The organism is Pseudomonas trivialis, assembly GCF_001439805.1.
Classification (GTDB): domain Bacteria; phylum Pseudomonadota; class Gammaproteobacteria; order Pseudomonadales; family Pseudomonadaceae; genus Aquipseudomonas; species Aquipseudomonas trivialis.
In genome coordinates this window covers 14,084-35,066 of sequence record NZ_JYLK01000002.1, presented here as the reverse complement: position 1 = coordinate 35,066, position 20,983 = coordinate 14,084, and the positions used below count along the sequence as shown (strand labels likewise).

The 20,983-nt window shown below is 62.0% G+C and carries 20 protein-coding genes; 13 read left to right on the top strand and 7 right to left on the bottom strand.

Translation table 11 applies throughout. The features are described 5' to 3' along the window. Positions 1-8: 8 nt before the first annotated feature. Together TU79_RS03540 and TU79_RS03535 are read left to right on the top strand one after the other, a co-directional pair. Positions 9-587, top strand: a complete 579-nt coding sequence (locus TU79_RS03540) for an RNA polymerase sigma factor (RefSeq protein WP_057006750.1) — start codon at positions 9-11, stop codon at positions 585-587. Beyond that, entirely contained in the window at positions 584-1,561 is a 978-nt protein-coding gene (locus TU79_RS03535) for a FecR family protein (protein WP_057006749.1), read from the top strand. Before TU79_RS03540 ends, TU79_RS03535 begins: the two co-directional genes overlap by 4 nt. Here TU79_RS03535 and TU79_RS03530 read toward each other — a convergent pair whose 3' ends face one another. After that, entirely contained in the window at positions 1,562-1,912 is a 351-nt protein-coding gene (locus TU79_RS03530; protein ID WP_057006748.1) for a glutaredoxin family protein, read from the bottom strand. It lies immediately after the preceding gene. Beyond that, positions 1,912-2,916: a nucleoid-associated protein YejK gene (gene yejK / locus TU79_RS03525; RefSeq protein WP_057006747.1), complete on the bottom strand. Its 1,005-nt coding sequence runs from the start codon at positions 2,914-2,916 to the stop codon at positions 1,912-1,914. Before yejK ends, TU79_RS03530 begins: the two co-directional genes overlap by 1 nt. 397 nt (positions 2,917-3,313) lie before the next feature. On the opposite strand from yejK, the gene TU79_RS03520 reads away from it, so the two are divergent. After that, the gene (locus TU79_RS03520; protein WP_003188840.1) at positions 3,314-3,595 is read left to right on the top strand and encodes an HU family DNA-binding protein; all 282 of its coding nucleotides are present in this window, start codon (positions 3,314-3,316) and stop codon (positions 3,593-3,595) included. 67 nt (positions 3,596-3,662) lie between these two features. On the opposite strand, the gene rlmF is transcribed toward TU79_RS03520, so the two are convergent. From rlmF to TU79_RS03495, 5 genes are all read right to left on the bottom strand, one after another. Next, a complete protein-coding gene (gene rlmF, locus TU79_RS03515; RefSeq protein ID WP_057006746.1) occupies positions 3,663-4,679 on the bottom strand; it encodes a 23S rRNA (adenine(1618)-N(6))-methyltransferase RlmF in 1,017 nt (338 codons plus the stop codon). Positions 4,680-4,822: 143 nt separating this feature from the next. Then, entirely contained in the window at positions 4,823-7,669 is a 2,847-nt protein-coding gene (locus tag TU79_RS03510; protein WP_057006745.1) for a valine--tRNA ligase, read from the bottom strand. 210 nt (positions 7,670-7,879) lie between these two features. Further along, complete coding sequence (locus TU79_RS03505) at positions 7,880-8,227, bottom strand: hypothetical protein (RefSeq protein ID WP_057007053.1); 348 nt, start codon at positions 8,225-8,227, stop codon at positions 7,880-7,882. A gap of 7 nt (positions 8,228-8,234) precedes the next feature. Next, complete coding sequence (locus TU79_RS03500) at positions 8,235-8,663, bottom strand: DNA polymerase III subunit chi (protein ID WP_057006744.1); 429 nt, start codon at positions 8,661-8,663, stop codon at positions 8,235-8,237. A gap of 54 nt (positions 8,664-8,717) precedes the next feature. Then, a complete protein-coding gene (locus TU79_RS03495) occupies positions 8,718-10,208 on the bottom strand; it encodes a leucyl aminopeptidase (protein WP_057006743.1) in 1,491 nt (496 codons plus the stop codon). A gap of 282 nt (positions 10,209-10,490) precedes the next feature. Between TU79_RS03495 and lptF the strand changes: the two genes are divergently transcribed. The 10 genes from lptF to tadA all read left to right on the top strand — a co-directional run bounded on the left by lptF (position 10,491) and on the right by tadA (position 20,942). After that, positions 10,491-11,609 (top strand): LPS export ABC transporter permease LptF, encoded by a 1,119-nt coding sequence (gene lptF, locus TU79_RS03490; RefSeq protein ID WP_003234122.1) that lies wholly within the window; start codon positions 10,491-10,493, stop codon positions 11,607-11,609. Then, on the top strand, positions 11,602-12,681 hold the full coding sequence (gene lptG, locus TU79_RS03485) for an LPS export ABC transporter permease LptG (protein WP_057006742.1): 1,080 nt from the start codon (positions 11,602-11,604) through the stop codon (positions 12,679-12,681). Before lptF ends, lptG begins: the two co-directional genes overlap by 8 nt. 146 nt (positions 12,682-12,827) lie before the next feature. Then, a complete protein-coding gene (gene lepA, locus TU79_RS03480; RefSeq protein ID WP_057006741.1) occupies positions 12,828-14,627 on the top strand; it encodes a translation elongation factor 4 in 1,800 nt (599 codons plus the stop codon). Positions 14,628-14,632: 5 nt separating this feature from the next. Continuing rightward, positions 14,633-15,487: a signal peptidase I gene (gene lepB / locus TU79_RS03475; RefSeq protein WP_057006740.1), complete on the top strand. Its 855-nt coding sequence runs from the start codon at positions 14,633-14,635 to the stop codon at positions 15,485-15,487. Between the two features lie 147 nt (positions 15,488-15,634). After that, positions 15,635-16,324, top strand: a complete 690-nt coding sequence (rnc, locus tag TU79_RS03470; protein ID WP_003188856.1) for a ribonuclease III — start codon at positions 15,635-15,637, stop codon at positions 16,322-16,324. After that, on the top strand, positions 16,317-17,219 hold the full coding sequence (era, locus tag TU79_RS03465; RefSeq protein ID WP_043204836.1) for a GTPase Era: 903 nt from the start codon (positions 16,317-16,319) through the stop codon (positions 17,217-17,219). Before rnc ends, era begins: the two co-directional genes overlap by 8 nt. 141 nt (positions 17,220-17,360) lie before the next feature. Next, a complete protein-coding gene (gene recO, locus TU79_RS03460; RefSeq protein WP_057006739.1) occupies positions 17,361-18,050 on the top strand; it encodes a DNA repair protein RecO in 690 nt (229 codons plus the stop codon). A gap of 51 nt (positions 18,051-18,101) precedes the next feature. After that, a complete protein-coding gene (gene pdxJ, locus TU79_RS03455; RefSeq protein WP_057006738.1) occupies positions 18,102-18,845 on the top strand; it encodes a pyridoxine 5'-phosphate synthase in 744 nt (247 codons plus the stop codon). A gap of 220 nt (positions 18,846-19,065) precedes the next feature. Then, positions 19,066-20,442 (top strand): multicopper oxidase family protein, encoded by a 1,377-nt coding sequence (locus tag TU79_RS03450; RefSeq protein ID WP_057007052.1) that lies wholly within the window; start codon positions 19,066-19,068, stop codon positions 20,440-20,442. Continuing rightward, on the top strand, positions 20,442-20,942 hold the full coding sequence (gene tadA / locus TU79_RS03445; protein ID WP_057006737.1) for a tRNA adenosine(34) deaminase TadA: 501 nt from the start codon (positions 20,442-20,444) through the stop codon (positions 20,940-20,942). Before TU79_RS03450 ends, tadA begins: the two co-directional genes overlap by 1 nt. The last annotated feature ends 41 nt before the right edge of the window (positions 20,943-20,983 follow it).

Genomic DNA, 20,983 nt, shown 5'->3' with positions numbered 1-20,983 from the left:
CCCGCGCCATGATAATCAGCACGCCACCGGATTCCGAAGACAGCTCGCCCGCTGATGCGGTGTGCGGCCGTGCGTATTTTCTGCAGGTGTTTTTGTCCCAGCGTTCACAGATGGAAGCCCTGGTGAGCCGGCGCGTCGGTTGCCGCGCGACAGCGGCCGACCTGGTGCAGGATTTATTCCTGCGCTTCTGGCGCCGACCGCTGGTGCAGGTCGAAGAACTCAGCACCTACCTGCTGCGTTGCGCCGGCAATATCGCCATTGACCACCTGCGCAGCGAAGGCGCCCGTGTGCGCAGCCGCGAAGGCTGGCTGCCGGAGCAACAGGACAATCACGGCGCCGAACCCCAGGCCGCGCTGGAGGCGGGCAACGACCTGCGCCACGTCGAAGCCGCCCTGCGCAGCCTGCCGGAGCGCACACGGCAGATTTTCCTGCTCAATCGCATCCACGGGCGCAAATACGCGCAGATCGCCAAGGCCATGGGGCTGTCCCAAAGTGCCGTGGAAAAACATATGATGCGCGCCCTCGAAGCCTGCAAGGCCAGCCTTCGCGAGCCACCGCCTCCACGCACGCCAGGGAAAGCACCGTGAACGTCCAACCGACCCCCGCCCAGCAACAGGCCGCGCTCGCCTGGCTGAGCCTGCTGCACGATGAGCCCAGCAGCGGCGACCAGTTCAGGTTCAGCCACTGGCTGCGCGCCGACCCCGCCCATGCCGAGGCCTACTCCCAGGCCCAGGTGCTGTGGGAATTGAGCGAAGGGCCTGCGCGAACACTGGCGGATGAAGAGGCGCTGGCGTTGCAGGGCTACCTGAACGCCATGGCCACCTCCAGGCGCTCGCGGGTGGCGCGCTGGTCGGGCGCGCTGGCGATGGCCGCCTGTCTGCTGCTGATGGTATCGATGGGCGCCGGCTGGCAGCCGTCGCGTTGGGTCGATGACTTGGGCGCCGATTACGTGACCGCGCCGGGGGAGGTAAAGACTTTTACCCTTGCCGATCAGTCCAGCGTCACCCTCGATGCGGACAGCGCGATTGCCGTGGATTTCAGCCACGGTGAGCGGCATATCCGGCTGCGTCGCGGTGCCGGTTTTTTCAAGGTCAGCCACACCGGCGAGCCCTTTGTGGTCGAGGCGGCCAGTGGAGAAGCGCGGGTGCTGGGCACACAGTTCGAAGTGCGCCTGCAACCGGCGGGCGCCGAGGTAACGGTGTTGTCCGGGCGGGTCGGTGTCACCGCGTCGAAGCAAGGCCCGCAGCAGATCCTGACGGCCGGCCAGCAAGTGGCTTATGCCGATGGGCGGGCCGAGCCCCTGCATGCGGTCGACAGCGAATCACGCCTGGCCTGGCGCGAGGGTTGGCTCAATTATTACAAGGCGCCGTTGGCCGAGGTGATCAACGACTTGGGCCGTTATTATCCGGGACGCATCCTGTTGCTCAACGAGGAGATGGGCGCCAAACGCGTGAGCGGCAGCTTTCCCAGCAAGGACCCGGCGGCCGTGCTGACGGCTTTGCAGGCCGTGCTGGGGTTTGAGCAACACAGCCTGCTGGGCCGGGTGATCGTGGTGCGCTGATTATTTCAGCGCCGCCATGATTGCGTCCGGGTTGTAGTCCCGAATCAACGTGCCGTTCACGTCCACAAACGGAATGCCGCCGCCGCCCAGCGCTTCGTACGCCGTGCGGGCCTGGGCGTCCTTCTCTATATCGAAGGCCTGGTACGCAATGCCTTTCTTGTCGAGGAAGCGGCGGATCTGCTTGCAGTAGCCACACCATTGCGTGGAATAAAGCACCACGCGCGCCGACGTGCGTACCTGCTCCGACACCACCTGGGACGGGTTGAACACCCGCTCGATCTTGCCCCAGTTCTGGATCACCACCACGACCAGCAACACCAGCAGGACTTTTTTAAAGACCCCGCCGAGCATCAGTTGCGGCGCTTGAGCTGGTCGGTCAGTTGGGTCGGCAGGCCCTTGATGATCAGCGTGCCTGCGGCTTCGTCGTACTCGATCTTGTCGCCCAGCAGGTGCGCTTCAAAGCTGATCGAGAGGCCTTCGGCGCGGCCGGTGAAGCGGCGGAACTGGTTAAGGGTGCGCTTATCGGCCGGAATCTCCGGCGACAGGCCGTAATCCTTGTTGCGGATGTGGTCGTAGAACGCCTTGGGCCGATCCTCGTCGATCAGGCCCGACAGTTCCTCCAGGCCCATGGGCTCGCCGAGCTTGGCCTGGCTGCTGGCGTAGTCCACCAGGGTCTTGGTCTTTTCGCGGGCGGACTCGTCCGGCAGGTCTTCGCTCTCAACGAAGTCGCTGAACGCCTTGAGCAGGGTGCGGGTTTCGCCGGGGCCGTCGACGCCTTCCTGGCAGCCGATAAAGTCGCGGAAGTACTCCGAGACCTTCTTGCCGTTCTTGCCCTTGATGAACGAGATGTACTGCCTGGACTGCTTGTTGTTCTGCCACTCGGACACGTTGATGCGCGCCGCCAGGTGCAGCTGGCCAAGGTCAAGATGGCGCGAGGGGGTCACGTCCAGCTCGTCGGTCACCGCCACGCCTTCGCTGTGGTGGAGCAGGGCGATCGCCAGGTAGTCGGTCATGCCTTGCTGGTAGTGGGCAAACAGCACATGGCCGCCGGTGGAGAGGTTGGACTCTTCCATCAGCTTTTGCAGATGCTCGACCGCTGTTCGGCTGAAGGTGGTGAAATCCTGGCCACCGTCGAAATACTCTTTCAACCAGCCGCTGAACGGGTGCGCGCCGGACTCGGCATGGAAAAACCCCCAGGCTTTGCCCTGCTTGGCGTTGTAGCTCTCGTTGAGGTCGGCCAGCATGTTCTCGATGGCGACCGATTCGGACAGCTCCGAGTCGCGCGCGTGAAGAACTGCAGGTGTGCCGTCGGGTTTTTTGTCGATCAGGTGGACGATGCAATGACGGATCGGCATAGGCTTCTCGGCTGGTTGAGGGGGAGCGGTGGGCCTCCCCAAAAAGTCGTCCAGTGTACCGCACCCATTGGTCGGGGCGCGCCTGGAAGCTGTTTTGCACGCCCGCTTACAGGCCATATGCCTTTTTTTCACGGTTTAGAGCGATAAAGCTGACCAAATGGGTAGGTAGAGGCGGATATTTCCCCGTCTCTGTGCTAGTTTTGCCCGGTCTTGCGCCAAGTCTCGGCGTTAAGCGTGCATTCAGCATCTGTCAGGTCGAACCAATCCCTGTTTAGAGCATCTATAACCCCGATCTCCGACGGTTATAAGCCAGGGGTGCCAGGCCTAGATGGCAGGGCTCGATGGCTGACACTGCACTCTGCAATCCATATGAATTTGATAGGGAAGGAACACCACAATGGCTATTACTAAAGACCAACTGATCGCTGACCTGGCTGAAGCAGTAGACGCACCGAAAACCACCGTGCGCGCTCTGCTGGACCAACTGAGCCAGGTTGTTGCCGATCAGCTGGAAAACGGCGGCGAAATCACTCTGCCAGGCGTTGGCAAACTGAAAGTGACCGAGCGTCCTGCCCGTACTGGCCGTAACCCTTCGACTGGCGCTGCCATCGAAATCGCTGCCAAAAAAGTTATCAAGCTGGTTGTGGCCAAAGGCCTGACCGACGCTGTTAACAAGTAAGACGCAGCAAAAAAAACCGTGCTCCGGAGCGATCCGGGCACGGTTTTTTGTTGCCTGCGATTCAGTCCTAGCGCACCCAGCGCTGGCGCCACAGCTGCTGTTCGTTTTTGGTCTGGAAAGTCCAGGCCACGAACCGGCTCTGCTTTTGCCCCTGTGACATTTCCACCACCTGGCTCTCCAGCACGCCGGCTTTTTTCAGGGCCGTTTCGATGGCCGGCAGGTTCGAGGCTTTTGACACCAGGGTGCTGAACCACAGCACCTTGTGCGCAAAATGCGCGCTCTCGGCGATCAGTTGCGTCACAAAGCGCGCTTCGCCGCCTTCACACCACAGCTCGGCCGACTGGCCACCGAAGTTCAGCACCGGCAGCTTGCGCTTCGGATCGGCCCTGCCCAGGGCACGCCATTTGCGTTCACTGCCCTTGGTGGCTTCATCCATGGAGGCGTGGAACGGCGGGTTGCACAGGGTCAGGTCAAAACGCTCGCCCGGCTCCAGCAGACCGAGCAGGATCTGCTTCGGGTTGGGTTGCAGGCGCAGTTGGATGACCTTGCTCAGGTCGTTGGACTGCACGATGGCCTTGGCCGCTGCGACGGCGGTAGGGTCCACCTCGGAGCCGAGGAAGTTCCAGCGGTATTCCATGTAGCCAATCAGCGGGTAGACGCAGTTGGCGCCCATGCCGATATCCAGCACCTTGACGATCGAACCACGCGGGATCTTGCCGTCATTGCCGCTGGCCAGCAGGTCGGCGAGGAAGTGCACGTAGTCGGCGCGCCCCGGCACCGGCGGGCACAGGTAGTCGGCCGGTATATCCCAATGCTGGATGCCATAGAACGACTTGAGCAATGCCCGATTGAAGACGCGCACCGCGTCGGGGCTGGCGAAGTCGATGCTTTCCTTGCCATAGGGATTGATGATCACGAATTGCGCCAGTTCCGGCGTGGTCTTGATCAGCGCCGGGAAGTCGTAACGGCCTGTGTGGCGGTTGCGCGGGTGCAGGGTAGCCTCTTTGCGCGGTGCGACGGGCTTGGCCGTGGCGGCGGTTTTGGGCTTCTTGCGCGGAGGTTTGGGCGTAGTGGGGGCGGTCATGTTGATTCTGGTGTTGGCTCAAAGTGGTGGGTATTGTCACACATTCCCCCTGTCTACCTGGGTTAAATGTGGGAGGGGGCTTGCTCAGGTTTGCCACATAAAAAAAGAGACCCGAAGGTCTCTTTTCTCACACGGCTCAAGCCTTACAGGCTGGAAATCCGCGCATGCTGCTCCGCCAGCTTGCCCAGGGCCTGTTCAGCCTCGGCCAGCTTGGCGCGTTCCTTGTCGATCACTTCAGCCGGCGCCTTGTCGACGAAGGCCGCGTTGGACAGCTTGCCGCCCACCCGTTGCACTTCGCCTTGCAGGCGCAGCATTTCCTTGTCGAGACGGGCCAGTTCCGCGCCCTTGTCAATCAGCCCGGCCATCGGCACCAGCACTTCCATGTCGCCCACCAGTGCGGTGGCCGACAGCGGTGCTTCGGCGCCATCAGCCAACACGGTGATCGACTCCAGCTTCGCCAGTTTCTTGAGCAGCGCATCGTTCTCATCGAGACGACGCTGATCTTCGGCGCTGGCGTTCTTGACGAACACTGCCAGTGGTTTGCCCGGTCCGATGTTCATTTCGGCGCGGATGTTGCGCGTGCCGAGCATCAGGGTCTTGAGCCATTCGATATCGCTTTCGGCGGCTTCATCGATGCGGGCTTCATTGGCCACCGGCCACGGCTGCAGCATGATGGTCTTGCCGTCGATACCGGCCAGCGGCGCCAGGCGCTGCCAGATTTCTTCGGTGATGAACGGCATGAACGGATGCGCCAGGCGCAGCGCCACTTCCAGTACACGCACCAGGGTGCGACGGGTGCCGCGCTGGCGTTCGACCGGCGCGTTTTCGTCCCACAGCACCGGCTTGGACAGCTCCAGGTACCAGTCGCAATACTGGTTCCAGATGAACTCGTACAAGGCCTGTGCCGCCAGGTCGAAACGGAACTGGTCGAGCTGGCGGGTCACTTCGGCTTCGGTGCGCTGCAACTGCGAGATGATCCAGCGATCAGCCAGGCTCAGCTCATAGGCTTCGCCGTTCTGGCCGCAGTCTTCGCCTTTGTCCAGCACGTAGCGCGCGGCGTTCCAGATCTTGTTGCAGAAGTTGCGATAACCTTCGACGCGGCCCATGTCGAACTTGATGTCGCGGCCGGTGGACGCCAGCGAGCAGAAGGTGAAGCGCAGGGCGTCTGTGCCATAGCTGGCAATGCCGTCGGCGAACTCGTCGCGGGTCTGCTTCTCGATTTTCTTCGCCAGTTTCGGCTGCATCAGGCCCGAGGTGCGCTTTTCTACCAGTGCTTCGAGTTCGATGCCGTCGATGATGTCCAACGGGTCCAGAACGTTGCCCTTGGACTTGGACATCTTCTGGCCCTGGCCATCACGCACCAGGCCGTGCACGTACACGGTCTTGAACGGCACCTGCGGCGTGCCATCCTCGTTTTTCACCAGGTGCAGGGTGAGCATGATCATCCGGGCAACCCAGAAGAAAATGATATCGAAACCGGTGACCAGCACGTCGGTGGAGTGGAATTTCTTGAGGAATTCAGTCTGCTGCGGCCAGCCGAGTGTCGAGAACGTCCACAGGCCCGAGCTGAACCAGGTGTCGAGTACGTCGTTGTCCTGCTGCAGCGCAACGTCCGGGCCGAGGTTGTGCTTGGCCCGCACTTCGGCTTCGTCGCGTCCGACATAGACCTTGCCCGACTCGTCGTACCAGGCCGGAATACGGTGGCCCCACCACAGTTGACGGCTGATGCACCAATCCTGAATGTCGCGCATCCACGAGAAGTACATGTTTTCGTACTGCTTGGGCACGAACTGGATGCGGCCATCTTCGACAGCAGCAATCGCAGGCTCGGCCAACGGCTTGGTGGACACGTACCACTGGTCGGTCAACCACGGCTCGATCACGGTGCCGGAGCGGTCGCCCTTCGGCACTTTCAGGCCGTGGTCGTCGACGCTGACCAGCAAACCGGCGGCATCGAACGCGGCGACGATCTGCTTGCGCGCTTCAAAGCGGTCCAGGCCTGCGTATGCGGCCGGGATCTTGCCGTCGATGCTGTCGTTGAGCGTGCCGTCCAGGTTGAACACCTGGCAGGCCGGCAATACGGCGGCGTTTTTATCGAAGATGTTCAGCAGCGGCAGGTTGTGGCGTTTGCCGACTTCATAGTCGTTGAAATCGTGGGCCGGGGTGATCTTCACGCAGCCGGTGCCGAATTCGGGGTCGCAGTAGTCGTCCGCGATGATCGGAATGCGGCGGCCGATCAGCGGCAGTTCGACGAATTTGCCGATCAGGGCCTGGTAGCGCTCGTCATTCGGGTTAACCGCGACGGCGGCATCGCCGAGCATGGTTTCCGGACGGGTAGTGGCGACGATCAGGTAGTCGTTGCCTTCGGCGGTTTTGGCGCCGTCGGCCAGCGGGTACTTGAGGTTCCACAGGAAGCCTTTCTCGTCGTGGTTTTCCACTTCAAGATCGGAGATTGCCGTGTGCAGCTTGGTGTCCCAGTTGACCAGGCGCTTGCCGCGGTAGATCAGGCCGTCTTCATGCAGGCGCACGAAGGCTTCTTTCACGGATTCGGAGAGGCCGTCGTCCATGGTGAAGCGCTCGCGGCTCCAGTCGACGGACGAACCCAGGCGACGAATCTGACGGCTGATATTGCCGCCGGACTGGTCTTTCCATTCCCAGATCTTTTCCAGGAATTTCTCGCGGCCCAGGTCATGACGGCTTTGGCCGGTGGCTTCCAGTTGACGCTCCACCAGCATCTGCGTGGCGATGCCGGCGTGGTCGGTGCCCGGCTGCCACAGGGTGTCTCGACCCTGCATGCGGCGGAAACGGATCAACGCATCCATGATCGCATTGTTGAAGCCATGGCCCATGTGCAGGCTGCCAGTGACGTTCGGTGGCGGAATCATGATGGTGTAGGGGTCGCCCGCACCTTGTGGGGCGAAATAGTTCTCGGACTCCCAGGTGTTGTACCAGGACGTTTCAATAGCGTGGGGCTGATAGGTCTTATCCATGCGCGGCGGGACCCTAGTTGGCATTTATTCAGGAAAGCCGGCAAGTATAACGGGGGATAGGGGAGAGGGCGAGACGAAGACAGGCTTAAGGGGTACGCAATCAACTGTGGGAGGGGGCTTGCTCCCGATAGCGGTGTGTCAGTCATCAATTGATAGCTGATCCGCCACTATCGGGAGTAAGCCCCCTCCCACACGGGATAGGGGTGAAGCTCAGGACTGGTATTGGCTGAGCAGCCGCTCCATTCGCGCATCCAGCCGGCGCTTGATCTCGGTTTCGATGTGCGGGGCGAAGTCGTCGATCACGTCCTGCATGATCAATTGCGCGGCGGCACGCAGCTCGTTGTCCAGGTGCAGCAACAGGGCGTCCTGCGGTTTTTCCGCTGTGGCGGCAGCAGGTTGCGGCGTTGGCGTGTCGAACGCCATGGCAATCTGTGCCTCGTCCATGACCGCTTCGGTCAGCAACGGCGGCTGCAGGTCATCATCACCCAGCAGTTGACGGATCGACTCGAGGTCGTCCAGTAAATGGTCGTCTTTTTTAATCGGGTTTGGCGTGTCCATCATCTACTCAAAGTCGTTGTAGCCGGTGATCCTGCAGAGGATAGCCCTGTTCGCGATAGAAACGAAAACTCTCACGGGCGGCCTGACGAACAGCCGGGTCTTCCACCACCACCTCCGCCACGCGGGCGAATGCCCTGGCAAAGGTCGGTACTTTCAGGTCGAGGTTGATCAGCAGGTCCTGATGGTCGCCGCAGCTGTCGCCCAACCCCAGCACCACAGGGCTGTCGGGTTCGGATTCGGCGGAGCCGTGGGGCACGAAGCTTTCGCCCTTGAAGCGCCACAGGCGCGCATCCAGCTCATCGCGCTGGCCGGCATCGCTGCAATGCAGGTAGATGCGGTGGCCCATGCGCCAGGCTTTTTCGGTGAGTTTGCAGGCAAAGTCCAGGCGCGCGAGCGGGTCGGCGCTGGGCAATATATAGAAGTCGACTTGGGTCATTGCGGTTCCTGAGGCCGGAGCGGCGAAATGATCACCGCCCCGGCGTCTTCAGTGTCAGGCCTTGGCGCGATCCAGCAGATACTGGGTCAGCAGGGGCACCGGACGGCCGGTGGCGCCCTTGTCCTTGCCGCCGCTGGTCCAGGCGGTGCCGGCGATGTCCAGGTGGGCCCAGTTGAAGTTCTTGGCAAAGCGCGACAGGAAGCAGGCCGCGGTGATGGTGCCGGCTTTCGGGCCACCGATGTTGGCGATATCGGCGAACGGGCTGTCCAGCTGTTCCTGGTACTCGTCGAACAGCGGCAATTGCCAGGCGCGGTCGTCGGCTGCCTTGCCGGCGCTGAGCAGTTGCTCGATCAGTTCATCGTTGTTACCCAAAAGGCCCGAAGTATGCGCGCCCAGGGCGACCACGCAGGCACCGGTCAGGGTGGCGATGTCGATCACGGCCTGGGGCTTGAAGCGCTCGGCGTAGGTGAGGGCGTCGCACAGCACCAGGCGGCCTTCGGCATCGGTGTTGAGGATCTCGACAGTCTGGCCGCTCAGGGTCGTGACGATATCGCCCGGACGGGTCGCGCCGCCGCTCGGCATGTTCTCGGCGCAGGCCAGGATGCACACCAGGTTGATCGGCAGCTTGAGCTCCAGCACCGCACGCAGGGTGCCGAACACGCTGGCGGCGCCGCCCATGTCGTACTTCATCTCATCCATGCCGGCACCCGGCTTGAGGCTGATGCCGCCGGTGTCGAAGGTGATGCCTTTACCCACCAGGGCGTAAGGTTTCTCGGATTTCTTGCCGCCGTTGTATTGCATCACGATCAGGCGTGGAGGCTGGTCGCTGCCCTGGCCCACGGCGTAGAACGAGCCCATGCCCAATTCCTTGATCTTTTTCTCGTCCAGCACTTCAACTTTCAGTCCCTTGAACTCCTTGCCCAGTGCCTTGGCCTGTTCGCCCAGGTACGTCGGATGGCAGATGTTCGGCGGCAGGTTGCCCAGGTCACGGGTGAACGACATGCCGTTGGCAATCGCGGTGGCGTGGGTCACGGCGCGCTGCACTTCGGCCTGGGCGGCCTTGATGGTCAGCAGGGTGATTTTCTTGAGCGCGCGCGGTTCGGCTTTCTGGCTTTTGAACTGATCGAACACGTAACCGCCGTCCACCAGGCTTTCGGCCAGCAGGCGGGTCTTGCCGTAGCTGTCACGGCCCTTGACGACGATTTCATCGAGTGCCAGCACGGCCTCGGTGCCGCCCAGGCCCTTGAGGGTGGTGAGCAGGGTGCTGATGATCTTGCGGAACGGACGGTCGCCCAGTTCGGCGTCCTTGCCCACGCCCACCAGCAATACGCGATCGGCCTTGAGATTGGGCAGGCTTTGCAGCAGCAGGCTCTGGCCCACTTTGCCGGCCAGATCGCCGCGCTTGAGGATCGCGCTGATGGCGCCGCCGCTCAATTCGTCGAGTTGGCTGGCGGCGACGCCCAGCGTGCGGCCTTCGCCAATGGCGACCACGAGGGTGGCGGTCTTCAACGTTTCGGGGCTAACGCTTTTTACAACCAGTTCCATGTTCGGGTCCCTTATAAAGGTCGGTGAGCCTGGCGTCTGTATAGCCAGGCTTAAAGCGAGGCAGCTGTGTAACCGCCCGCGACAAGGGCCGCAGTTTGAACCTCGCAGGCGAAGCCTGACAAGCCTCGGCGCACGCTTTGTGCTCGCGCATGAGGTTGCTCCGTGACAGGCGCGATCAATCACAGGATAATGCGCCATCTTTTTAGCCGGCCCGTGTAAACGGGTCGCTCGGTATGCTTGCTTGTTTGGCCGCCTTAGCCTGACAACCCTGGAGTGTCTGGTTTGATCGTCTTCCGTTATCTATCCCGCGAAGTCCTGCTGACCCTGAGTGCCGTGAGCGCGGTATTGCTGGTCATCATCATGAGTGGTCGTTTCGTCAAATACCTGGCCCAGGCGGCTTCCGGCGCCCTCGACCCCGGTTCGCTGTTCCTGATCATGGGCTTTCGCCTGCCGGGGTTCTTGCAGTTGATCCTGCCGTTGGGCCTGTTTCTCGGGATCCTGCTGGCTTATGGCCGGCTGTACCTCGAGAGCGAAATGACCGTGCTGTCGGCGACCGGCATGAGCCAGCAGCGTCTGCTGGCCATGACCATGATCCCGGCGGCCGGCGTGGCGCTGATCGTGGCCTGGCTGAGCCTGAGCCTGGCGCCCCAGGGCGCCATGCAATTTCAGCTGGTGCTGAACAAACAGGACGCCATGACCGAGTTCGATACCCTCGAACCGGGCCGCTTCCAGGCGCTCAACGACGGCACCCGGGTGACCTACACCGAAACCCTGACCGACGACCGCGCCAACCTCGGCGGGGTGTTCATCTCCGAAAAACGCCTGGGCCAGGACAAGAAGGACCGCGGCATCTCCGTGCTGGTCGCCGATGCCGGGCGCCAGGAAGTGCGCCCCGACGGCAGCCGCTACCTGATCCTGGAAAACGGCTACCGCTATGACGGCAGCCCCGGCCAGGCCGACTACCGCGCCATCAAGTACGACACCTACGGCGTGATGCTCGCGCGGCCGGACGTCAGCGACGAAGTCACCGACCGCGACGCGATCCCCACTCAGGAGCTGTTCGGCAGCACCGAACTGCGCTCCATCGCCGAGCTGCAATGGCGCATTTCCCTGCCGCTGCTGGTGTTTATCGTGACCCTGATGGCCGTGCCGCTGTCGCGCGTCAACCCGCGCCAGGGCCGCTTCCTCAAACTGCTGCCGGCGATCCTGCTGTACATGGCCTACCTCACCATTCTGATTTCCGCCCGTGGCTCCCTGGAGAAAGGCAAGCTGTCGCCGACCTTGGGCCTGTGGTGGGTGCACGGGATCTTCCTGGTGATCGGCCTGGGGCTGCTGTACTGGGAACCTATCCGCTTGAAAATGAAGAGCCGTCGTGGCCAGAAGGAGATGGCGCGTGGTTAAGCTCGATCGCTACATTGGCAAAAGTGTACTGGTCGCCATCCTGGCGGTATTGGGCATCATCCTCGGCCTGGCGTCGCTGTTTGCCTTTATTGATGAGGTCAGCAATGTCAGCGACACCTACACGGTGACCGACGTGCTGAGCTACGTGGCCCTCACCGCGCCGCGCCGTCTCTACGACATGATGCCGATGGCCGCGCTGATCGGTTGCCTGATCGGCCTGGGCAGCCTGGCCAGCAACAGCGAACTGACCATCATGCGCGCTGCCGGGGTCTCCGTCGGTCGTATCGTCTGGGCGGTGATGAAACCCATGCTGCTGCTGATGGCGTGCAGCGTGCTGATCGGTGAATACGTCGCGCCGCCGGCCGAAACCACCGCTCAGGCCAATCGCGCCCTGGCCCAGGGTTCGGGGGATGCGCAAAGCGCCAGGCATGGCCTGTGGCACCGCCAGGGTGAAGAGTTCATCCACATCAACGCCGTGCAACCGGGCGGCCTGCTGATCGGGGTGACGCGCTACACGTTCGACAAAGAGCGCCACATGTTGTCGTCCAGCTTCGCCAAGCGTGCGCAGTACAGCGCCAATCAGTGGCAATTGACCGACGTCACCACCACCTATTTCCGCAATGTCGGCCAGGGCACCAAGGCCAGTACCGAAGTGATCAACGTGCCGACCGAGCAATGGGACATCGCCCTCAAGCCGGAGCTGCTCAATACCGTGGTGATGATCCCGGAAAGCCTGCCGATCTCCGGGTTGTGGAGCTATATCCATTACCTCAAGGACCAGGGCCTGAACAACGGCCGTTACTGGCTGGCATTCTGGGTCAAGGTGTTGCAGCCGGTGGTCACCGCCGCGCTGGTGCTGATGGCGATTTCGTTCATCTTTGGTCCGTTGCGCTCGGTCACCCTCGGCCAGCGCGTATTCACCGGTGTGCTGGTGGGCTTTACCTTCCGCATTGCCCAGGATCTGCTCGGGCCGTCGAGCCTGGTGTTCGGTTTCTCGCCGCTGTTTGCGGTGCTGGTGCCAACCGCCATCTGCGCCCTGGCAGGGTTCTGGCTGCTGCGCCGCGCCGGGTAACGATGCCCCGGCAAGCGAAAGGCCCCGTATTGACGGGGCCTTTTGCGTTCCGGACAGCAAAGATGACGTCTGGCCCGAGCTTCAGGTACAATTCCCGGCTATTTTTCAGCGGGCAATCTGCCTGCAGCCTTTTTGAGTGTTGATCCGTGAGTGATTTGAGTCATATCCGCAATTTCTCCATCATCGCCCACATTGACCATGGCAAGTCGACGCTGGCCGATCGATTCATCCAGATGTGCGGTGGCCTTGCCGAGCGTGAAATGGAAGCCCAGGTCCTGGATTCCATGGACCTCGAACGCGAGCGCGGGATCACCATCAAGGCCCACAGCGTCACCCTGTACTACACCGCCAAAGACGGTATCCGGTACCAGCTCAACTTCATTGACACCCCGGGGCACGTTGACTTCACCTACGAAGTCAGCCGCTCGCTGGCGGCCTGCGAAGGCGCGTTGCTGGTAGTGGATGCGGGCCAGGGCGTGGAAGCCCAGTCAGTGGCCAACTGCTACACCGCCATCGAGCAGGGCCTTGAAGTAATGCCGGTGCTGAACAAGATCGACCTGCCCCAGGCTGATCCGGACCGCGTGAAAGAAGAAATCGAAAAAATCATCGGCATCGACGCCACCGACGCCGTCGAGTGCAGCGCCAAGACCGGCCTGGGCGTTGACGAAGTGCTCGAGCGCCTGGTCAAGACCATTCCAGCCCCTACCGGCAACTACGAAGATCCGCTGCAAGCGTTGATCATCGACTCCTGGTTCGACAACTACCTGGGCGTTGTTTCCCTGGTACGCGTGCGCCACGGCCGTGTGAAGAAGGGCGACAAGATCCTGGTCAAGTCCACCGGCAAGATCCACCTGGTGGACAGCGTCGGTGTGTTCAACCCCAAGCACACCGCGACCACGGATCTGAAAGCCGGTGAAGTAGGCTTCATCATCGCCGGTATCAAGGACATTCACGGTGCGCCGGTGGGTGACACCCTGACCCTCAGCTCCACGCCTGACGTCGACATGCTGCCGGGCTTCAAGCGCATCCAGCCGCAGGTCTACGCCGGCCTGTTCCCGGTCAGCTCCGACGATTTCGAAGACTTCCGCGAGGCCCTGCAAAAGCTGACCCTCAACGACTCGTCGTTGCAGTACACCCCGGAAAGCTCCGACGCCCTGGGCTTCGGCTTCCGCTGCGGGTTCCTCGGCATGCTGCACATGGAGATCATCCAGGAGCGCCTGGAGCGCGAATACGACCTGGACCTGATCACCACCGCGCCAACCGTTATTTTCGAGTTGTTGCTGAAAACCGGTGAAACGATTTACGTCGACAACCCCTCCAAGCTTCCAGACCTGTCTTCCATCGAAGACATGCGCGAACCCATCGTGCGCGCCAATATCCTGGTACCCCAGGAACACCTGGGCAACGTGATTACCCTGTGTATCGAAAAGCGTGGCGTGCAGCACGACATGCTGTTCCTCGGTACCCAGGTGCAAGTGACCTACGATTTGCCGATGAACGAAGTGGTCCTGGACTTCTTTGACCGTCTCAAATCCACCAGTCGCGGCTATGCTTCGCTGGATTACCATTTCGACCGTTACCAATCGGCCAATCTGGTGAAACTGGATGTACTGATCAACGGCGACAAAGTGGATGCCCTTGCGCTGATCGTGCACAAGGACAACGCGCACTACAAAGGTCGCCAGTTGACCGAAAAAATGAAAGAACTGATTCCGCGTCAGATGTTCGACGTCGCGATCCAGGCCGCCATTGGCGGGCAGATCATTGCGCGAACCTCCGTCAAGGCTCTCAGAAAGAACGTATTGGCCAAATGCTACGGCGGTGACGTAAGCCGTAAGCGCAAGCTGCTTGAGAAGCAAAAGGCCGGTAAAAAACGCATGAAGCAAGTGGGCAACGTGGAAATTCCACAAGAAGCCTTCCTTGCGGTGCTCAGGTTGGATAGTTAGGTCCTATGTCACTAAATTTCCCGCTGTTGCTGGTCATTGCCGTCGCCGTCTGCGGCCTCCTGGCGTTGCTCGATCTGGTGTTCTTCGCACCCCGTCGGCGCGCGGCCATCGCGTCGTATCAGGGCAGCGTCAGCCAGCCCGATGCGGTCGTGGTCGAGAAGCTGAACAAGGAACCGCTGCTGGTTGAATACGGCAAGTCGTTCTTCCCGGTGCTGTTCATCGTGCTGGTGCTGCGTTCGTTCCTGGTGGAGCCGTTCCAGATCCCTTCGGGGTCGATGAAGCCTACCCTGGACGTGGGCGATTTCATCCTGGTGAACAAGTTTTCCTACGGCATTCGCCTGCCGGTGGTCGACAAGAAAGTCATCGAAGTCGGTGACCCGCAGCGCGGCGACGTGATGGTGTTCCGCTACCCGAGCGATCCGAACGTCAACTACATCAAGCGTGTGGTCGGCCTGCCGGGCGACGTGATTCGCTACACCAGCGACAAGCGCCTGTTCATCAACGGTGAATCGGTGGCCGAGAAGCTGCTGGGCGCCGAGCCGAATACCCTGGGCAGCGCCGAGCTGTATCAGGAAAAACTCGGCGCGGTGGAGCACCAGATCCGCAAGGAAATGAGCCGCTACCGCGCCACGCCCGATGGCGAGTGGAAAGTGCCGGCCGGGCACTACTTCATGATGGGCGACAACCGCGACAACTCCAACGACAGCCGCTACTGGGATGATCCGAGCATTCCCAAGGAGCTGCTGGGCATGGTCCCCGACCAGAATATCGTCGGCAAGGCCTTCGCGGTCTGGATGAGCTGGCCGGAACCCAAGCTCAGCCACCTGCCGAACTTCTCGCGGGTCGGGCTGATCAAGTAATACAGGCGGCGCTGTGAACACAGCGCCGAATGCTTTTCTGGGGCCTGGACAATGTCCGGCCTCACGCGGCAATTATCAGGATTTGAATTTGAACACTGCGTCAATCGTCGATGGCCGCCGGTGCCACCAACTAGATATGGATAAACCGTGACCGTTTCTCTGAGTCGTCTCGAGCGCCAGCTCGGCTACACCTTCAAGGATCAGGAATTGATGGTCCTTGCCCTCACACACCGCAGCTTTGCAGGGCGCAATAACGAGCGCCTGGAATTCCTCGGTGATGCCATCCTCAATTTCGCCGCCGGTGAGGCGTTGTTCGAGCGCTTCCCCCAGGCCCGCGAAGGCCAGTTGTCACGCCTGCGTGCACGGCTGGTGAAAGGCGAGACCCTGGCCGTGCTGGCCCGTGGCTTCGGCCTGGGCGAGTACCTGCGCCTGGGGTCCGGTGAATTGAAGAGCGGCGGCTTTCGTCGTGAGTCGATCCTGGCCGATGCCCTCGAAGCCCTGATCGGCGCGATCTACCTGGATGCAGGCATGGAGACCGCCAAAGAGCGTGTGGTCGCCTGGCTGGCCTCGGAGATCGAGAGCCTGACCCTGGTCGACACCAACAAGGATCCCAAGACCCGCCTGCAGGAATACCTGCAGTCGCGCGGGTGCGAACTGCCACGCTACGAAGTGGTGGATATCCAGGGTGAGCCCCATTGCCGCGTGTTCTTCGTGGAATGTGAAATCACTTTATTGAACGAAAAAAGCCGAGGTCAGGGTGTGAGCCGTCGTATTGCCGAACAGGTAGCGGCCGCTGCAGCACTGATTGCCCTGGGCGTGGAGAATGGCCATGACTGATTCAACCGCAACACGCTGTGGCTATGTTGCCATCGTCGGCCGCCCCAACGTGGGCAAGTCCACGCTGCTCAACCACATCCTCGGCCAGAAGCTTGCGATCACCTCGCGCAAGCCGCAGACCACCCGGCACAACATGCTCGGTATCAAGACCGAAGGCACGGTGCAAGCGGTGTACGTCGACACGCCGGGCATGCACAAGGGCGGCGAGAAAGCCCTCAACCGCTACATGAACAAGACCGCCTCGGCGGCGTTGAAAGACGTCGACGTGGTCATCTTCGTGGTTGACCGCACCAAGTGGACCGATGAAGACCAGATGGTCCTGGAGCGCGTGCAGTACGTCACCGGCCCGTTGATCGTGGCGCTGAACAAGACCGACCGCATCGAAGACAAAGCCGAGCTGATGCCGCACTTGACCTGGCTACAGGAGCAACTGCCGAACGCGCAGATCATGCCGATCTCGGCCCAGCACGGTCATAACCTCGAAGCCCTGGAGCGCGTGATTGCCGGCTACCTGCCGGAAAACGAGCACTTTTTTCCGGAAGACCAGATCACCGACCGCAGCAGCCGCTTTCTCGCTGCTGAGCTGGTGCGCGAGAAAATCATGCGCCAGATGGGCGCCGAGCTGCCGTACCAGATCACCGTGGAAATCGAAGAGTTCAAGCAGCAGGGCAAGACCTTGCACATCCACGCGCTGATTCTCGTCGAGCGTGACGGCCAGAAGAAAATCATCATTGGCGACAAGGGCGAGCGCATCAAGCGCATCGGTACCGAAGCGCGCAAGGACATGGAGCTGCTGTTCGACTCCAAGATCATGCTCAACCTGTGGGTGAAGGTGAAGGGCGGCTGGTCTGACGATGAGCGTGCACTGCGCTCCCTCGGCTACGGCGACCTGTAAAGACACCGCAGGGCAAAAATGTGGGAGGGGGCTTGCTCCCGATAGCGGTGGGTCAGTTGATAGATAAGTGACTGAACCACCGCTATCGGGAGCAAGCCCCCTCCCACATTAGGTTTGTGTTGTTTTCAAGATAGAGACCCCATGTCCCAATCCCCACCTCTGAGCCAACTCGCCTACGTCCTGCACAGCCGCGCCTACCGCGAGACCAGCGCCCTGGTGGACTTCCTCACGCCCCAGGGCCGGCTGCGCGCGGTATTGCGCAGCGCGCGCGGCAAGGCCGGCACACTGGCCCGGCCGTTCGTGGCGCTGGACGTGGAGTTTCGTGGCAAGGGCGAGCTGAAGAACGTCGGCCGCCTGGAAAGCGTCGGCACCTCCGCCTGGCTCAATGGCGATGCGCTGTTCAGTGGCCTCTACCTCAATGAACTGCTGATCCGCCTGCTGCCCGCCGAAGACCCGCACCCCGGCGTGTTCGATCACTACGCCGCCACCTTGCTCGCCCTCGCCGAAGGCCGTCCGCTGGAGCCGTTGCTGCGCGCGTTCGAATGGCGCCTGCTGGACGATCTGGGCTACGGCTTCGAACTGAGCAACGACGTGCACGGCGAGCCTGTCGCCGCCGACGGCATGTACCGGCTGCAGGTCGATGCCGGCCTGGAGCGCGTCTACCTGCTGCAGCCGGGTCTGTTCCAGGGCGCCGAGTTGCTGGCCATGAGCGAGGCGGACTGGACCGCGCCCGGCGCGCTGTCCGCTGCCAAACGCCTGATGCGACAGGCCCTCGCGGTGCACCTGGGCGGCAAGCCGCTGGTCAGTCGCGAGTTGTTTCGAAAGCCCTGACATCCCCGTGTATGCTGTGCACCGATTCTTTCCCCTTTCAGGAGCGCTTTCGTGAGCACCAGCAATCGCATTCTTCTTGGCGTCAATATCGACCACGTTGCCACCCTGCGTCAGGCCCGCGGCACCCGCTACCCGGACCCGGTCAAGGCTGCTCTGGACGCCGAAGAAGCGGGCGCCGACGGCATCACCGTGCACCTGCGCGAAGACCGTCGTCATATTCAGGAACGCGATGTGCTGCTGCTCAAGGATGTGCTGCAAACCCGCATGAATTTCGAAATGGGCGTCACCGAAGCGATGATGGCGTTCGCCGAGCGCATCCGCCCGGCGCACATCTGCCTGGTGCCGGAAACCCGCCAGGAACTCACCACCGAAGGCGGCCTCGACGTGGCCGGCCAGGAAGCGCGGATCAAGGCTGCGGTGGAGCGCCTGTCGCAGATCGGCAGCGAAGTCTCGCTGTTCATCGATGCCGACGAGCGCCAGATCGAAGCCTCGCGCCGTGTCGGTGCGCCGGCCATCGAACTGCACACCGGCCGTTACGCTGACGCCACCACGCCCACCGAAGTCGCCGACGAGTTGCAGCGCGTCATCGACGGTGTGAACTGCGGCCTCGCTCAAGGCCTGATCGTCAACGCCGGCCATGGCCTGCACTACCACAACGTGCAGGCGGTGGCCGCGATCAAGGGCATCAACGAACTGAACATCGGCCACGCGCTGGTGGCCCATGCGCTGTTCGTCGGCTTCAAAGGCGCGGTGGCCGAGATGAAGGCGCTGATCCTCGCCGCTTCCAGAGCCTGAAGAACGCAGAAAATCCAGTGTGGAAGGGGGCTTGCTCCCGATGGCGCTGGGTCAGGCAGGGATTGGCTGGCTGACACACTGCTATCGGGAGCAAGCCCCCTCCCACATTTTGATCGCAATCAACTGTGCGGCAATGCGAAGTCTTACTGTTTAGGCCTCGCAGGTGTATCGTATCCGCCCTTTGCAGGCCCTGTGCCTGCGGCTGATACGCGAGGTTGTTGTGTCCCGATCCTTTTCCCGTCGACAAATCCTGGGTGGTCTTGCAGGCCTGGCCGTTGTAGGCGTCGGCGCCGGGGGCGGCTATCGCTACTGGCTGGGGAAAGTCGCCGAGTCCGAGGCGGGGCACGATTACGAGTTGATCGCGGCGCCTCTGGACGTGGAACTGGTGCCCGGCCATATCACCCAGGCCTGGGCATTCGGTCCCTCGGCGCCCGGCACCGAGCTGCGGGTGCGCCAGGGCGAGTGGCTGCGGGTGCGCTTCATCAATCACCTGCCGGTGGCCACCACCATCCACTGGCACGGCATTCGCCTGCCGCTGGAGATGGACGGCGTGCCCTACGTCTCGCAGCTGCCGGTATTGCCCGGCGAATACTTCGACTACAAATTCCGCGTGCCCGATGCCGGCAGCTACTGGTACCACCCCCATGTGAACAGCAGCGAAGAACTCGGCCGTGGCCTGGTCGGCCCGTTGATCATCGAAGAGCGCGAGCCCACCGGCTTCAAGCACGAACGCACCCTCAGCCTGAAAAGCTGGCATGTGGACGAAGACGGTGCATTCGTCGCGTTCAGCATTCCACGCGAAGCGGCGCGCGGCGGTACGGCGGGGCGTCTGTCGACCATCAACGGGGTGTCCCAGGCGGTGATCGACCTGCCGGCCGGGCAGATCACCCGCGTGCGCCTGCTCAACCTCGACAACACTCTGACCTATCGCATCAACATCCCGGACGTCGACGCACAGATCTACGCGCTGGACGGCAATCCCATCGAGCCGCGCCCGCTGGGCAAGGAATACTGGCTGGGGCCCGGCATGCGCATTTGTCTGGCGATCAAGGCGCCGCCAGCGGGTGAAGAGCTGTCGATCCGTAACGGGCCGGTGCGCCTGGGCACTTTCCGCTCGGTGGTCAATACCGATGCGCCCGGCCAATGGCCGCCCGCGTTGCCGGCCAACCCGATCAGCGAGCCGGACCTGGCCAATGCCGAGAAACTCAACTTCAATTTTGAATGGGTGGGCACGGTGTCGGTGGATGACGGCAAGCCGCCGAGCCTGTGGCAGATCAACGGCAAGGCGTGGGACATCACCGACAAGACCTGCGCCGACCGCCCGATTGCCAGGCTGGAAAAGGGCAAGAGCTACATTTTTGAACTGAAGAACATGACCCAGTACCAGCACCCGATCCACTTGCACGGCATGAGCTTCAAGGTGATCGCCTCGAACCGCCACAAGGTGGTGCCGTACTTTACCGACACCTACCTGCTGGGCAAGAACGAACGCGCCCGCGTGGCGTTGGTGGCGGATAACCCCGGGGTGTGGATGTTCCATTGCCATGTGATCGACCACATGGAAACCGGCCTGATGGCCGCCATCGAGGTGGCGTGATGCGCCAGATTCGCCCCGCCGCGATCATTGATCGCAGCCGCGACCAGCACTTCATGCGCGAAGCCCTGGCCCTTGCCGCCCAGGGCGCGGCACTCGGCGAAGTGCCGGTGGGCGCGGTACTGGTGCAAAACGGTGAAATCATCGGCCGGGGCTTCAATTGCCCCATCAGCGGCAATGACCCCAGCGCCCACGCCGAGATGGTCGCGATTCGCGCGGCAGCCCAGGCCATCAACAACTATCGACTGGTGGGCAGCACGCTGTATGTGACCCTGGAGCCGTGCAGCATGTGCGCGGGTTTGATCGTGCATTCGCGGGTTGCGCGGGTGGTGTATGGCGCGCTGGAGCCCAAGGCCGGGATTGTGCAGAGTCAGGGGCAGTTTTTTACCCAGGACTTTCTCAATCACCGAGTGCTGTTTGAAGGTGGGGTGCTGGCCGAGGAATGCGGAGCCGTGTTGAGCGAGTTCTTCAAGGCCCGCCGAGCCAAACCCTCTCCTGGCTGACACCGGGAAAACCAATGTGGGAGCTGGCTTGCCTGCTCCCA

Excerpts from the sequence above, each read along its gene's own strand:
- rlmF (WP_057006746.1), bottom strand. The coding sequence starts at position 4,679 with ATGACCGCCCCCACTACGCCCAAACCTCCGCGCAAGAAGCCCAAAACC.
- TU79_RS03500 (WP_057006744.1), bottom strand. The coding sequence starts at position 8,663 with ATGACCCAAGTCGACTTCTATATATTGCCCAGCGCCGACCCGCTCGCG.
- yejK (WP_057006747.1), bottom strand. The coding sequence starts at position 2,916 with ATGCCGATCCGTCATTGCATCGTCCACCTGATCGACAAAAAACCCGAC.
- era (WP_043204836.1), top strand. The coding sequence starts at position 16,317 with ATGACTGATTCAACCGCAACACGCTGTGGCTATGTTGCCATCGTCGGC.
- TU79_RS03505 (WP_057007053.1), bottom strand. The coding sequence starts at position 8,227 with ATGGACACGCCAAACCCGATTAAAAAAGACGACCATTTACTGGACGAC.
- recO (WP_057006739.1), top strand. The coding sequence starts at position 17,361 with ATGTCCCAATCCCCACCTCTGAGCCAACTCGCCTACGTCCTGCACAGC.
- TU79_RS03540 (WP_057006750.1), top strand. The coding sequence starts at position 9 with ATGATAATCAGCACGCCACCGGATTCCGAAGACAGCTCGCCCGCTGAT.
- TU79_RS03530 (WP_057006748.1), bottom strand. The coding sequence starts at position 1,912 with ATGCTCGGCGGGGTCTTTAAAAAAGTCCTGCTGGTGTTGCTGGTCGTG.
- TU79_RS03510 (WP_057006745.1), bottom strand. The coding sequence starts at position 7,669 with ATGGATAAGACCTATCAGCCCCACGCTATTGAAACGTCCTGGTACAAC.
- TU79_RS03520 (WP_003188840.1), top strand. The coding sequence starts at position 3,314 with ATGGCTATTACTAAAGACCAACTGATCGCTGACCTGGCTGAAGCAGTA.
- TU79_RS03495 (WP_057006743.1), bottom strand. The coding sequence starts at position 10,208 with ATGGAACTGGTTGTAAAAAGCGTTAGCCCCGAAACGTTGAAGACCGCC.
- lepB (WP_057006740.1), top strand. The coding sequence starts at position 14,633 with ATGTCACTAAATTTCCCGCTGTTGCTGGTCATTGCCGTCGCCGTCTGC.
- tadA (WP_057006737.1), top strand. The coding sequence starts at position 20,442 with ATGCGCCAGATTCGCCCCGCCGCGATCATTGATCGCAGCCGCGACCAG.